The following is a 13,433-nucleotide window of genomic DNA, read 5'->3' as shown; positions in this document are numbered from 1 at the left end:
CTGTGGTGCTCCGGGGCCCGCACTCTCGCGCGCGGCCGCTTCCTTGTTCTTGTTATCCCGCCGTGTGTCCCGCCGCGGTGCGCGCCTGCGCGGCCGGTGGCGGCAGGCCGATGCGCGTGGCGCCGGCGTCGTTGCTGTTCTCGCGCTCGATGCGCTCCTGCGTGCGGTGGTTCAGCAGGATGATGCTGATGCGGCGGTTGATGGGGTTGCGCGGGTCGGCGCGGTCCAGGTGCATGCTGTCGGCCAGGCCGATCACGCGCAGCACCTTGTCCTCGGTCATGCCGCCCGTGACCAGCTCGCGGCGCGAGGCATTGGCGCGGTCGGCCGAGAGCTCCCAGTTGCCGTACGAACGGTCGTTGGTGTAGACGATGGCGTCGGTGTGGCCCGACAGCGTGAGCTTGTTCGGCAGGCCGTTGAGCACCGGCGCCAGCTCGCGAAGAATGGCGCGCATGTGCGGCACCACGCGGGCGCTGGCCAGCTCGAACATCGGGCGGTTCTCGCTGTCCACGATCTGCAGGCGCAGGCCTTCGGTGGTGATGTCGATGAGGATCTGCGAGCGGAACTGTTGGAACACCGGGCTCTTCTCGATCAGCTCGTCGAGCTTCTTCTTCGTCTCGGCCAGGCGGCTGGCGTCGGCCGCGTCTTCGCTGTCGGCCTCGGTGTGGCGCACCTCGCCCTCGGCATGCATCACGTCGGCGCCGCCGCCGGGAATCATGCTGGTGCTCATGCTGCTCTTGTCGCCGCCGGCCAGCGCCACGCGCAGCGGCATGCGAAAGTGCTCGGCAATGCCTTCGCGCTGCTTGGGGCTGGAGATCGACAGCAGCCACATCACGAGGAAGAAGGCCATCATGGCCGTCATGAAGTCGGCGTAGGCGATCTTCCAGCCGCCGCCCGCATGGCCGCCGCCGTGCCCGCCGCCGTGGGCGCGCTTGATGATGATGCGGGGCTTCGCGTCGCTCATGGCCGTCGGGGAATCAGCGTGCCTTGACTTCGCGCACGTGGTCGTCCAGCTCGGTGAACGAGGGGCGCTCGGTCGAGAACAGCACCTTGCGGCCGAACTCCACGGCCAGCTGCGGCGCGTAGCCGTTCAGGCTGGCCAGCAGCGTGACCTTGGCGCACTGGTAGATCTTCATGCCCTCCTCGACCTTCTGCTCGATCAGCGAGGCCAGCGGCGACACGAAGCCGTAGGCCAGCAGCACGCCCAGGAAGGTGCCGACCATGGCGTGCGCGATGAGCGCGCCCATCTCCGACGGCGGCAGGTGCGCCGAGCCCAGCGCATGCACCACGCCCATCACGGCCGCGACGATGCCCAGCGCGGGCAGTGCGTCGCCCACGCGCGAGAGGCTGTGGCCGGGCACGGCGGCCTCGTGGCGGATGGTGTCGATCTCGTGGTCCATGAGGGCCTCGATCTCGTGCGCGTCGGTGTTGCCGCTGATGACCAGGCGCAGGTAGTCGCACAGGAACACGGTGATGCCCTCGTGCGCCAGGATGGTCGGGTAGCGGCCGAAGATCTCGCTTTGCTCCGGCGCTTCCACGTCGGACTCGAGCTTCATCATGCCCTCCTTGCGGGCCTTGGCGAGCAGCTCGTACAGGAGCGCCAGAAGGTCCATGTAAAGCTGGCGGTTGTGCTTCGAGGAACGCAGCAGGAGCGGCAGCTCCCGGATGGTCGCCTTGATGGTCTTGCCGTTGTTGCCCGCGATGAACGCGCCGAGCGCGGAGCCGCCGATCATGAGCAGCTCCACGGGCTGGAACAGCACGCCGAAATGCCCACCCATGAGGCCGTAGCCGCCGAAGACGGCGCCGATCACCACCAGATATCCCACCAGAACCAGCACGCGCTTCCCCTATGCCCTGAGGCGTCCAAAACAAAAAACCCGCGCCGGGCGCCGGGGCACTTTCACGAGACGGCGCCGCCGATGTCGAGCACCGGGCCGCCGGCAATGAGGCCGCCGCGGCGCACCGGTTCGAGCTTGGGCTTGCGCGCCTTGCCCGCGCGCGAGGGCGGGCGGCACAGCACGCACACATAGCCGTGCTTGTGGTCGTGGGCATGCGCCACGAAGTGGCCGCCGCAGCGGCTGCACGGGCTCAGCTGCAGCATGTCGCTGTCGAAGAAACGCACCATGGTCTCGGCGCGCGTGAAGTCGAGCACGACCTCGCTGCCCTGCGACTCGACCTGCTCGGCGTACAGGCGATAGGCCTTGATGAGCGCGGGCAGCTCGCCCTCGCCGGCCTCGTCGCGCATGAAGCGGTAGATGTTGTAGAACATCGACGAGTGGATGTTGGCCAGCCAGGTCATGTACCAGTCGGTGGAGAACGGCAGCAGGCCCTTGGGCGGCGAGACGCCCTTGAGTTCCTTGTACAGGCGGATCAACCGCTCGCGGCTGAGCGCGACCACGGCCTCCAGGAACTGCAGGCGGGCACCCAGGCCGATCAGCTCGACCGCGAGCTGCACCTGCCGGACCTCGCCCAGGATGCTCTTGGCAGTCATGCGCTGGCCGAACCTGCTTTGCGCATCTGCGGCTGGGCTTGGGCCTGTGCCTGGCGCGCGCTCATCAGGATCGACATGTGGGCCTGCTGCAGCGCGGGCTCCTTGCCCTCGCCGACCACCGCGAACATCGGCCGGTCGTCCAGGCGGAAGCTGCACAGCAGGAAGTTGGACGCGGCCAGCTTCACGATCTGGCTGAGCGACATGTTCATGAGCAGATCGGCCAGCTCGCGCCCCACGCCGAGACGGAACATGGCTTCCGCCCGGTCCCGCTTCACGAGCTTCTGCGCGAGCAGCATGTAGGCCAGATTGATCTCGCCGATTTCCTTCGAAATCACGCCGCCTGCGTTGACATTGCAATTTTCCACGTCTACTTCCATTTCCGATTCCATGTCGACTCCGCACGTCCATCCAACATGTATACATTATATACACACTTATTTACACTTCGAAGACAAAGTAGACCAAAAAGTAAAAGGGTTTTGACGCAGTTTCCGACGGAAGGCTTCAGGCCTCCCTCTGAGGAAGCGGTTTCAGTCCTGGCACCGGCGCGCGGTCACGGAGCGCAAGCAATTGTTACGAGCGTGCGTATTCCTGCAATTGGCAATCCCCTCGCCAATTGAATTTACAAAGACTATCGAGCGCAGCCGAGCATTAATCGGCGGCTTTATTCAGGGTCTTTCAATAGGTCAATGACTTTCCATAGAACAACCGCCGATCAAGGCGCCGCCGCCTCGGCGCCGCCTTCCAGCCGGTGAATCCAGGCCATCACTTCCGCGACCGCCTGGTACAGCTGCGGCGGGATCTGGCGGTCGAGGTCGATCTGCATCAACAGCTTCACGAGGTCGGCCGACGCATGCACATACAGCCCGTGCGCGCGCGCCTCGCGCAGGATCGATTCGGCCACCACGCCGTAGCCCTTGGCGACGACGACGGGGGCCTTGCGCGTGTCCGCATGCGAGAGCACGACGGCGCTGTGGCGGTTGCGAAGGTCATCGGTCATGCCGCCGCCTTCTCCGTGACCTGCAACTGCTGCAGTTGAAGCCCGACAGCCTCGAAGCGTTGCGCGAGCCGGCCGGCGTCGCTGCGCAGGCGGGCCACGGTGGCGTGCTCGCGCGCCTGCAGCTGCGCCTGCACGGTCGGGCCGCTGAGGCTCAGGCGCAGGTCGACTTCGCCCAGGCGTGGCAGCACGAGCGACACGGTGGTCGACCAGCGGCGCGCGGCTTCTTCCTCGGCGGGTTCGCCTTCGCGTGCGCTTGGGTTGGCGGGCTCTTCCTCGATGGTCCACGCCATCGGCACCTCGGGCCAGGCGTGGCCGCTCCAGCGGAAGGCGGCGCTGGCCAGCAGGTCGAGCTGCTGGTGCACGACAGTGACGGCTTGCGGATGGATCACTTCAGTGCTGCGCGGGGCCGGCGTGCTGGCGAGGTCAACCGCAGCGCGTGCGTGTTCTGCGAGGCGGGGCGCGGGCATTTCCGGCACGGCATCGGAGAGGCCGTAGGCCGCCTGCACGCGCGCTGCATCCGGTGCGGGCGCGGCGGCGGTTTCGCTGCGCGCGACCCCACGCGGAGCTTGTGCGATCTCTGCTTGGGGCGCGTCGGCCTGCGGGGCCTGCGCCGGTGCATTCGGCGCGGGCGGCGTCGCAACATCGACCGCAGCCAACGCCGTCGCCGCAGCCACCACGCCCTGCCCTGCCGCCGCCGTTGTCGTCGTCATCGCCACCATCACCGGACTCGCCCAGCGCGCCTGCGGCTCCCGCGCCATCTGCGCGAGCGTGCGCGTGCCGGCCGCGAATTCGGCCAGGTGCGATTCGTAAAACAGCCCGCTGTCCGCCACCGTCTGCGCCAGCGTGCCCGCGAGTGCTGCGGTGCTCGTTCCCTGGCGCGCGACGGGCAGCAGCAACGGCGCCTCGCCCCGCACCGGCCCCGGCGCGGCCTGCAGGTCGGCCAGCACCGCGCCGATCACGCGCGCGGCCAGCGACAGGCGGGTGTCGATCGAAGGCGGCGCGCCGCCGGCGGAAGGCGCAGCCACCTCGCCACCGGACGCGCCCGAGGGCACCAGCCGGTCCAGCGCCGCGCGCGACGGCAGGCGCACGTCGTTCGCCGTCTTCGGCACGGCCACCGCCGCACCGGGCGCGCCCACCGTGGTCTCCGGCCGCAGGCCGAGCAGGTCGAGCGGCGGCGTCAGGCGCGCGGCCCTCAGTGCATCGATCAGTCCGGTGAGTCCCAGCATGGCCACGGTGGTGTCGTCCTGTCGGCGTGCGTCAGTGCGCGAGGCCGTAGGCCTTGCCCAGGTTCTTCTGGTGGTTGAGCGAATCCATGCGGCGGATCAGGTCGTCGAGTTGCGGCTTGATGAGCCCCGACAGCTCGGCCTGCTCGGTGCAGATGCGTTCGAGCAGGCGCAGCACGAGATCGCGCTGCGCGGGCTCCAGCGACGCCAGCGGCTGGATCGCCTTCAGGCGCTCGACCGACGCCGAGCACCGCGCTTCCAGCTCGGGCAGCTGCCCCCATTCCTTGGCACGGGCCAGCGCCAGCATCGTCGAGATGCACGCGGCCAGCTGCTCGTAGCAATGAACGATCTCGCTGCGCACGGCCATCTGTTCCTGCCCCCAGGTCACGCTCTGCATCATCAGTTGGAGGGCCTGTCGTCGATCTCGCGCCAGGCGGACGCCAGGTGGTCGAGCAGGCGGTCGGCCTCGTCCAGCGCCTGCACGTCGTTGCGCAGGTTGGCCAGCAGCAGGCGTTGCACCACGTAGTCGTACAGCGACGAGAGGTTGCCGACGATGTCGCCGCCGGCCTCGCCGGCCGCTTCGGCATCGAGGCTGGCCTTCAGGCCGTTGTCGACGATGTTGATGGCCTTCGAAATCGCCTGCCCCTTGGCGCCGATGTCGCCGGCCGTCATGTGCAGGCGCGCCGCGCCGATGGCGGTCTTCGCGCCGTCGAACAGCATGTGGATCAGTTGCAGCGGCGACGCGCTCATGGCGCGCGTCTCCACGCCGACGCGCGCGTAGACGCCGGCACCGGTGCGGGAGTGGTGAGAGCTGTACATGTCGCGTCCTGTCCTCAGCCCTTGCTGGCGTTCATCGCATCGAACTGCTGCGCGAGGTATTTCAGCGTGCCGTTCATCTTGTTCATTGCCACGTCCAGCTGCACGAACTGCTTGCGATAGCGCTCCACCGTCGCGTCGGCACGCTCCTTCATCGCGGTGTACTGGGTGTCGAGCTGCTTGAGCGAGCTCGTCACGCCGTCGGTGGCGACCTTGAGCGCGCCCTTGGTGCCGGTGAGGTCGTCGACCAGCGCCGTCAGCTGCTTGCCGTAGCCGGCGGTGCTGCCGGTGCCGCTGGAGAACAGCTTCGCCACGCCCTCCAGGTTGGTGTCGATGGCCTTGTCGAGCTTGTCGTTGTCGATCGCCAGCGTGCCGTCCTTCTGGAACGAGATGCCGATGGACGTGAGCACCTTCAGGTCGTTCGGGCCGCCCACCTGCGGTGCGACCAGCGCCTGGCGGATGCGCGTCTGCAGGTTGCGCAAGGTCGAGTCGCCCACCAGCGGCGCGGCGGCCTTGGCGTCGGTGTCGAAGGCCGTGAGCGACTTCGCGGTGCTCTGCAGCGCGTTGTAGGCCTTCACGAAATCGGTGATGGCCGTCTTCACCGACGCCGTGTTGGCCTTCATCACCAGGTTGAGCTTGCCGGTCTGCACCAGCGTGAGCGTGGTGCCCTGGATGGCGTCGGTCACCGAGTTGCTCGTGCTGGTGACGGCGATGTTGTTGACGGTGAGCTTGGCGTTCTGCGCCGCGGCGGTCTGCTTCAGGTTCTGCGTGCCGGCGGGGTCGTTGCCCAGCAGGTTCTGCAGCGCGGCGTCGCCGTCCACCGAGATGCGCATGGCCGAGGCCTCGCCGGTCTGCGTGGAGGTGAGCACCAGCCGGTTGGGCGTGCCGCTGCCGTCGTTCACGATGGTGGCCGACACGCCCGCGTTGGCCGCGTTGATCGCATCGCGGATGCCGCCCAGCGTGTTGTTGGTCGCATCGATGGTGATCGGCTTGGCCGTGCGCGTGGCGTCCTTGTCGAAGGTGGCGCCGGTGTACTGGCCGGTGGCCGGGTCCAGCGTGCCGCCGGAGACCTTGCCGAAGTCGATGGTGATCTTGCCGCTCCCGATCGCGGTGGTGGTGCTGGCCTGCCCCTTCGCGATGACCGACTGCGCCTGCGCGAGCTGCGAGATGTCGATGGCATAGGTGCCGACCGACCGCGGGTCGGTGCCGCTCGCCGCCAGGATGCCGCTCACGCTCGGTGTGCCGGTGATGGCCTGGAACAGCGCCGGGTCGCCCAGCTTCTTGGCAGCCGCCTGGATGCCGGTGAGCGCGCTTTGCAGCGTGCCGTAGGCCGAGAGCTTGCTGTTGTAGCTGGTCTGCTTGGCCTTCAGGGCCACCAGCGGCTGGTTCTCCGCGGTCTGCAGCTGGGTGAGCAATGCGCCCAGGTCAAGGTTGGCGCCAACGCCGATGCTGCTGATCGATGCCATGTCGGGGGTGTCCTGAAATGCGAATGAAATGAAGAGGTCTGGAGCGGGTCGTGATCAGGCTTGCTGGCTCACCAGAAGCCCGGCCTGCCGGTCCATGACCTTGGCGATGCGAACGACCTCTTCGGTCGGAATCTGGCGAATGACTTCGCCGTTGCTGCGGTCGACCACCTTGACGATGAGCTTGTCGGTGTCGCGGTCGACCTCGAACTGCAGGCTGATCGAGCGGCTTTCCAGCGAGGCATTGACGGACTTCACCGCCATCTCGATCTGCACCGGCGTCGCCTCTTCGACCTCGGCCTTGCGCAGTGCGGCGGCCTCGGCGGCGGCCGCAGCGGCGCCACCGGTGCGGCCGGCGAGCAGTTGCTGCAGCCAGGGGCTTTCCACGGCGGAGGCGGCGGGGACGGGCTGGGACATGGTCTGCGTTCTTCTTCTGGAGTTCGTTGTCCTGTGCGGCCTCGCCACGAACGTGGCCGCACAGGACAACGCAGGCGGCTTCGGGTCGCCCCGAAGGCCTGCGAGCAAAAAGCAAGACACCGGGCGCCACCCTCGCGAGGGGCGCCCGGCGGTCTCAGCGAATCAACGCAGCAGCGACAGCACGCCTTGCGTGGTCTGGTTCGCCTGTGCCAGCACCGAGGTACCGGCTTGCTGCAGGATCTGCGCGCGCGTCATGTTCGACACTTCCACGGCGTAGTCCGAGTCTTCGATGCGCGAACGCGACGACGACAGGTTGGTGATGGTGGTGCCGAGGTTGGCGATCACCGAGTCGAAACGGTTCTGCACCGCACCCAGCGAGGAGCGCAGCTTGTCGACCTTCGACAGGGCGGCGTCCAGGGCCTTGAGCGGGTCGACCGTCGAGGTCTTGCCGCTGCGGGCGTTCAGCGTGAAGGCGCCAGCCTTGGCCGAATCGGCGTAGACCGCATTGCCAGCGCCGTCGGTCACTGCGCCGTTGCTGTGCACGCTGTAGGTCGACACGGTGGTGGCGGAGTTGCCGAACGAGCCGTCCGCGCCCACGTAGGCGCCGGTCACCGTGCCGCCAGCAGTGATCGTGACACCTGCCACGCCGCCGATGGTCGATGCCCCCACGGCGATACCAGCACCTGCGGCCAGCTTGTCGTTCAGCGCAGCGGCCGAGATTTCGTCGCCGGTCACGTCGAAGTTGGCTGCACCGGCAGTGGCCGTGTAGGTCGTGCCGCCGACCTTGATGGTGCCGCCCGTGCCGGCAGCAGCCGCCATGCTCGTGGTCAGGCTGGTCAGCGTGGCTGCCGTACCCGTACCGCCTGCGTTGTTCTGCGTCAGGTTGCCAGCCGTGTCCACCCACAGCGCGGAGCCGTCGGTCGCCGTGATGGTGCCAGCGCTGTCGATCTTCACGTCCAGCGAGTTGCCGCCGATGGTGACCGTGGCGGTCTTGCTCGCGCCCGCTGCGGGCTGGAGCGAAGCGATCGTGGCGGCGTTCGTGCGGCCCGTTTCACCGAAGGTGAAGGCGGACTTCGCAGCGTTGTAGGTGTAGGTGGAGCCACCGGCGACGACCGAGTCGCCCGCCTTGGCGCCCGCCAGCAGCTGGCTGCGCGTGGCCAGCGTGTTGGTGGCCGTGACGTCGTACTTCTGCGTGCCGTTGACCGGTGCGCCGTTGGCGACAGCGCCAGCCAGCGTCAGGTCGTCCTTGGTGGCGGCCTTGTTCAGCGTGCCCGTGCCGTTCACGTTGAAGCTTTCCAGACCCAGGGTCTTGGCGCTGATTTCCTGCAGGTCGATGTCGATGGTTTCGCCATCGTTCGCACCCACTTGCACCGTCAGCTTGCCGGCGTTGGCCGACAGGACCTTCACGCCGTTGAACTGGGTCTGCTCCGACACGCGGTTGATTTCGTCCAGGCGCTGGCCGATTTCCGACTGGATCGAGTCCAGGTCGGTGGCCGAGTTGGTGCCGGTGGCGGCCTGCACCGACAGGTCGCGGATGCGCTGCAGGTTGTTGTTGACTTCGGTCAGCGCGCCTTCGGTGGTCTGCGCGATCGAGATGCCGTCGTTGGCGTTGCGCGCGGCTTGCGTCAGGCCCTTGATGTTGGCGGTGAAGCGGTTGGCGATGGCCTGGCCGGCGGCGTCGTCCTTGGCGCTGTTGATGCGCATGCCGGAAGACAGGCGCTCGATGGCCGTGTTCAGGGCCGATTGCGACTTGTTGAGGTTGTTCTGCGTGAGAAGAGAAAGGCTGTTCGTATTGATGACTTGCGCCATGTTCGACTCCTGATTGACAAAAGGTTGTGGACTCCGGCCATCGGCCGTAACGCTGGACCCGCTTCCACGGTGAGACTCAAGCCATCGTTGAAGGGGATATCGGCGGGTGTCCGCAAACCTTTAGGGCCGCAACGAAAAAAGTTCTACGTTGCCGCCCCCTGCCTCGTCATGCCTGCATGCTCATGATTTCCTGGTAGGCCGTCACCAGCCGGTTGCGCACCTGCAGCCCGGTCTGGAACGCCACGTTGGCCTTCTGCAGGTCGACCATCACGTCGTTGAGCGCCACGCCGGGTTTGCCCAGCTCGAAGGATTCGGCCTGCGCATAGGCCTGCTGCTGCGCGCCGCTGATGTTGGCGAGCGAGCGCTGCAGCTCGGCCGCGAAGCCGCCCGCGCCGGCCGGCGCAGTCGTCGCGGGCCCCATGCCGCTGGCGAGCGCGGTGGCGCGCATCTGCTGCAGGACGGATTCGATGGCATTGATGGACATGGGGAAAAGTTCACTTCCAGCTGACTTGACACGGAGCGCGCGAGCGCTCCAACCGGCAGGCAGCGTATCAAGGGAAGACCCCCATTCAAACGCGCAACTGAGGGCAAAACCCCCGGCTGTTCGACCGATCGAATTCCACATCGCCTGCTGACAATCGTTCGCGAAACCACAGGCCGCGCACGACGTCGCCGGCCACCGGCATGACATCCCAACACCGAATTCCCTCTCTCACACCGGCGCCGGCCCTGCGCGGCGCAACGGCCCCGGCGAAGGCGCGCCGATGAGCACGGCCGCGCCCACGGGCGGCCTGGCGGCGGGCGCCAACGGCCTGCCCCCGATGCTGGAGCGCATGCGCGCGCAGCCCCGGCTGCCGCTGATCATCGGCGCCGCGGCGCTGGCGACGGTGGCGGCCGCTTTCTTCCTGTGGAGCCGCGGGCCCGACTACAAGGTGCTCTACACCAACGTGTCGGACCGCGACGGCGGCGCGATCATCGCGTCGCTGCAGCAGATGAACGTGCCCTACAAGTTCGCCGAGGGCGGCGGCGCGATCCTGATCGCGGGCGACAAGGTGGCCGAGACGCGCCTGAAGCTCGCGGCGCAGGGCCTGCCCAAGGCCGGCGGCGTGGGCTTCGAACTGATGGACAACCAGAAGTTCGGCACCAGCCAGTTCGCCGAGCAGGTCAACTACCAGCGCGGGCTCGAAGGCGAGCTGGCGCGCTCCATCGAATCGATCGGCAGCATCGAGGCCGCGCGCGTGCACCTGGCGCTGCCCAAACCGTCGCTCTTCGTGCGCGACCAGAAGAAGCCTTCGGCCTCGGTGGTGCTCACGCTGATGCGCGGGCGCAGCATCGATGAAGGCCAGGTGAGCGCCATCGTGCACATGGTGTCCGCCAGCGTGCCCGACCTGGACGCCAAGAGCGTCACGGTGGTCGACCAGCGCGGCAACCTGCTGTCGTCGGCGCGCGGCACCAGCCAGGGCCTCGACGTGAGCCAGCTCAAGTACGCGCAGGAGATCGAGCAGGGCTACGTGCGCCGCATCGAAGCCATTCTTCAGCCGCTGGTGGGCGCGAGCAACGTGCGCGCGCAGGTCGCGGCCGAGATCGACTTCTCGGTGGTGGAACACACCGACGAGAAGTACCGGCCCAACCAGGACCCGGCGCAGGCCGCGATCCGCAGCCAGCAGTCCAGCGAATCGGCGCAGCACAACGGCGCGCCACCCGGTGGCGTGCCGGGCGCGCTGTCGAACCAGCCGCCGGTGAACCCGACGGCGCCGATCACCGCGCCCAAGCCGCCGAACGCGCCGGGCGCACCGAACACGCCCGCCGCGCCCGCCGCCGCACCGGCCGGCCCGAGCAACACGCGCAAGGACGTCACGACCAACTACGAGCTCGACCGCACCATCCGCCACGTGCAGCAGGCCGCCGGCGGCGTGAAGCGCCTGTCGGTCGCCGTGGTGGTGAACCACCGCGACACGGTCGATGCCGCCGGCAAGACCAGCCCCCGCGCACTCGCGCCGGCCGAGCTGGAGCAGATCCGCAACCTCGCCAAGGAAGCGATGGGCTTCAGCCAGGAACGCGGCGACTCGCTCAACGTGGTCAACAGCGCCTTCGCCCGCGATGGCGACGGCGAGGCCGGCCCCGCGCCCGACGTGCCGTTCTGGCGCGACCGCGACAACCTCGCGTTCGGCAAGACGCTGGTCCCCTACCTGCTCATCGGCCTGCTCGCGCTGTTCGCCTGGTTCGCCGTGGGGCGTCCGCTGATGCGCCGCCACCTGGCCGCGCCGCCACCCGCGCAGCCCGTGGCCGATGCGAGCACCGTGCCCCCCACCGGCACGGCCCCGGCCGAGCCCGAAGAAACCCTGCAGCAGCGCGAGTCCGCACGCCAGAAGGCCGACATGGACTACGCCCAGCAGACCGCCGACAAGGACCCCAAGCTCGTGGCCGCCCTGATCCAGCACTGGATGCACTCCGATGACTAGCAGCGAAGCAGGCACCCGCAAGAGCGCCATCCTGCTCATGGCGCTGGGCGAAGACCGCGCCGCCGCCGCGCTGCATCTGCTGCCCACCTCGGAGGTGCAGGCGCTGGGCCTGGCGATGTCCAAGCTGAGCGCGGTGTCGCGCGACGAGCTGGCCTCGGTGCTGGCCGAGTTCCGCCAGGAGACCGAGCAGCTGTCGGCGCTGCACCTGGGCTCCACCAGCTACATCCGCGCCGTGCTCAAGAAGGCGCTGGGCGACGACCGCGCGAGCAACCTGCTGGAAGACATCCTGCAGCCCGACGAGCCGCACGGCGGCATCGAGCGCCTGAACGAACTCGAGGCCGGCGAGGTGGCCGAGCTCATCCGCGACGAGCACCCGCAGATCCTTGCGACGCTCTTGGTGCACCTGGACCGCATGAAGGCCTCGGAAGTGCTCGAGAAGCTGCCCGCGCGCCTGCGCCACGACGTGATCATGCGCGTGGCCACCTTCGGCGGCGTGCAGCCTTCGGCGCTGAACGAGCTCACCGAGGTGCTGACCGAGATGCTCGCGGGCCAGGGCCTGCGCCGCAGCCGCCTGGGCGGCGTGCGCACCGCGGCCGAGATCGTCAACCTGATGAGCACCACGGTGGAAGAAGAAGCCATTGCCCATGTGCGCGAGCAGGACGAGGCGCTGGCCCAGCGCATCGTCGACGAGATGTTCGTGTTCGAGAACCTGCTGGGCCTGGAAGACCGCAGCATCCAGCGCCTGCTCAAGGACATCGAGAGCGACTCGCTCATCATCGCGCTCAAGGGTGCGCCGCTGGAGCTGCGCGACAAGTTCCTCAGCAACATGTCGCAGCGCGCGGCCGAGACGCTGCGCGAGGACATGGAGCTGCGCGGTCCCGTGCGCGTGTCGCAGGTCGAGACCGAACAGAAGGCCATCCTGCAGGTCGCCCGCCGTCTGGCGGACGCCGGCGAGATCGTGATCGCGGCGCCTGGCACCGATGACTTCGTCTGACCCCGGCGCCTTCGGCGCCTCCAACAGTTCGCGCGAGCGCCTCGCCGCCATCCACGCGGCCGCGCGCCAGGCCGGCGCCGGCACGCCCGCGCTGTCGGCGTGGGAGCGCTGGGAGATGGGCACGCTCGATGGCAAGGCGCCGTCGGGCACGGCCCTCTCGCGCCACACGGCGCAGCGCCCTTCTCCACCGCCTGCACCTCCCGCGCCCAAGGTCGACCTCGCCGAGCTGGCCCGCATCCGCAAGGAAGCGCGCGCCGCGGGTGAAGCCGAGGGCCGCGCCGCCGGGCTGGCCGAAGGCCGCCAGGTCGGCCACACCGAAGGCCTGGCCACCGGCCTCGCCGCCGCCAGCGTGCACGCCGAACGCCTGCGCGCGCTGGCCCGCTCGCTGCCCGAAGCCTTGCGCGGCGCCGAGGCCGAACTGGCCGAAGCAGTGCTCGCGCTCGCACTCGACGTGGCGCGCCAGGTGGTGCACCGCACCTACCAGGCCGAGCCCGAGTGGGTGCTGCCGCTGGTGCGCGACCTGCTGCATGCCGAACCCGCGCTGCGCGGCGAACCGCGCCTGCTGCTGCACCCCGACGACCTCGCGCTGGTGAAGAACAGCCTGGGCAACGAGATCGAGGCGGCCGGCTGGCAGTTGCGCGCCGACGACAGCCTGGCGCGCGGCGGCTGCCGCGTGCAGTCGGCCACGGGCGAGCTGGACGCCAGCCTGGCCACGCGCTGGGAGCGTGTGGGTGCGGCGCTGCGTGGCGACGCTTCCTGAG

15 protein-coding genes are annotated in these 13,433 nt (G+C 68.6%); 3 read left to right on the top strand and 12 right to left on the bottom strand.

Going from position 1 to position 13,433, the window contains the following annotated elements; genetic code table 11:
• Nucleotides 1-52: 52 nt before the first annotated feature.
• From motB to fliE, 12 genes are all read right to left on the bottom strand, one after another.
• The gene (motB, locus tag AC07Y4_RS10960) at nucleotides 53-961 is read right to left on the bottom strand and encodes a flagellar motor protein MotB (RefSeq protein ID WP_487850320.1); all 909 of its coding nucleotides are present in this window, start codon (nucleotides 959-961) and stop codon (nucleotides 53-55) included.
• Nucleotides 962-974: 13 nt separating this feature from the next.
• Nucleotides 975-1,835 carry a flagellar motor stator protein MotA gene (motA, locus tag AC07Y4_RS10955; RefSeq protein WP_070061563.1) on the bottom strand — a complete coding sequence of 287 codons (861 nt, stop codon included), beginning with the start codon at nucleotides 1,833-1,835 and terminating at the stop codon, nucleotides 975-977.
• A 62-nt stretch (nucleotides 1,836-1,897) separates the two neighbouring features.
• The gene (gene flhC / locus AC07Y4_RS10950) at nucleotides 1,898-2,488 is read right to left on the bottom strand and encodes a flagellar transcriptional regulator FlhC (protein WP_070061562.1); all 591 of its coding nucleotides are present in this window, start codon (nucleotides 2,486-2,488) and stop codon (nucleotides 1,898-1,900) included.
• Nucleotides 2,485-2,853 carry a flagellar transcriptional regulator FlhD gene (flhD, locus tag AC07Y4_RS10945; RefSeq protein WP_370680118.1) on the bottom strand — a complete coding sequence of 123 codons (369 nt, stop codon included), beginning with the start codon at nucleotides 2,851-2,853 and terminating at the stop codon, nucleotides 2,485-2,487. Before flhD ends, flhC begins: the two co-directional genes overlap by 4 nt.
• A 350-nt stretch (nucleotides 2,854-3,203) precedes the next feature.
• Nucleotides 3,204-3,488, bottom strand: coding sequence for an EscU/YscU/HrcU family type III secretion system export apparatus switch protein (locus AC07Y4_RS10940; RefSeq protein ID WP_062469365.1), 285 nt, complete (start codon nucleotides 3,486-3,488; stop codon nucleotides 3,204-3,206).
• Nucleotides 3,485-4,714: a flagellar hook-length control protein FliK gene (gene fliK / locus AC07Y4_RS10935; protein ID WP_487850381.1), complete on the bottom strand. Its 1,230-nt coding sequence runs from the start codon at nucleotides 4,712-4,714 to the stop codon at nucleotides 3,485-3,487. The genes AC07Y4_RS10940 and fliK overlap by 4 nt, the downstream gene beginning before the upstream one ends.
• A gap of 31 nt (nucleotides 4,715-4,745) precedes the next feature.
• Nucleotides 4,746-5,111 carry a flagellar protein FliT gene (locus tag AC07Y4_RS10930; RefSeq protein WP_223301366.1) on the bottom strand — a complete coding sequence of 122 codons (366 nt, stop codon included), beginning with the start codon at nucleotides 5,109-5,111 and terminating at the stop codon, nucleotides 4,746-4,748.
• Nucleotides 5,111-5,530, bottom strand: a complete 420-nt coding sequence (fliS, locus tag AC07Y4_RS10925; RefSeq protein WP_070061560.1) for a flagellar export chaperone FliS — start codon at nucleotides 5,528-5,530, stop codon at nucleotides 5,111-5,113. The genes AC07Y4_RS10930 and fliS overlap by 1 nt, the downstream gene beginning before the upstream one ends.
• A gap of 14 nt (nucleotides 5,531-5,544) precedes the next feature.
• Nucleotides 5,545-6,993, bottom strand: coding sequence for a flagellar filament capping protein FliD (fliD, locus tag AC07Y4_RS10920; protein ID WP_487850319.1), 1,449 nt, complete (start codon nucleotides 6,991-6,993; stop codon nucleotides 5,545-5,547).
• A gap of 54 nt (nucleotides 6,994-7,047) precedes the next feature.
• Nucleotides 7,048-7,407 carry a flagellar protein FlaG gene (locus AC07Y4_RS10915; protein ID WP_487850318.1) on the bottom strand — a complete coding sequence of 120 codons (360 nt, stop codon included), beginning with the start codon at nucleotides 7,405-7,407 and terminating at the stop codon, nucleotides 7,048-7,050.
• A 162-nt stretch (nucleotides 7,408-7,569) separates the two neighbouring features.
• Nucleotides 7,570-9,216, bottom strand: a complete 1,647-nt coding sequence (locus AC07Y4_RS10910) for a FliC/FljB family flagellin (RefSeq protein WP_487850317.1) — start codon at nucleotides 9,214-9,216, stop codon at nucleotides 7,570-7,572.
• 166 nt (nucleotides 9,217-9,382) lie between these two features.
• The gene (gene fliE / locus AC07Y4_RS10905) at nucleotides 9,383-9,700 is read right to left on the bottom strand and encodes a flagellar hook-basal body complex protein FliE (RefSeq protein WP_159274393.1); all 318 of its coding nucleotides are present in this window, start codon (nucleotides 9,698-9,700) and stop codon (nucleotides 9,383-9,385) included.
• A 280-nt stretch (nucleotides 9,701-9,980) separates the two neighbouring features.
• Between fliE and fliF the strand changes: the two genes are divergently transcribed.
• Genes fliF through fliH form a run of 3 tightly spaced genes read left to right on the top strand, consistent with a single transcriptional unit; the run spans nucleotide 9,981 to nucleotide 13,432 of the window.
• A complete protein-coding gene (fliF, locus tag AC07Y4_RS10900) occupies nucleotides 9,981-11,678 on the top strand; it encodes a flagellar basal-body MS-ring/collar protein FliF (protein ID WP_487850316.1) in 1,698 nt (565 codons plus the stop codon).
• Nucleotides 11,671-12,672, top strand: coding sequence for a flagellar motor switch protein FliG (gene fliG, locus AC07Y4_RS10895; protein ID WP_062469343.1), 1,002 nt, complete (start codon nucleotides 11,671-11,673; stop codon nucleotides 12,670-12,672). The genes fliF and fliG overlap by 8 nt, the downstream gene beginning before the upstream one ends.
• A complete protein-coding gene (gene fliH / locus AC07Y4_RS10890) occupies nucleotides 12,659-13,432 on the top strand; it encodes a flagellar assembly protein FliH (protein WP_487850315.1) in 774 nt (257 codons plus the stop codon). Before fliG ends, fliH begins: the two co-directional genes overlap by 14 nt.
• Nucleotide 13,433: the final 1 nt, after the last annotated feature.

The organism is Variovorax sp. GW460-12-1-14-LB1 (genome assembly GCF_059423605.1).
Note: the sequence above shows the minus strand (reverse complement) of the source record. Positions and strands in the feature narration are given on the sequence as shown.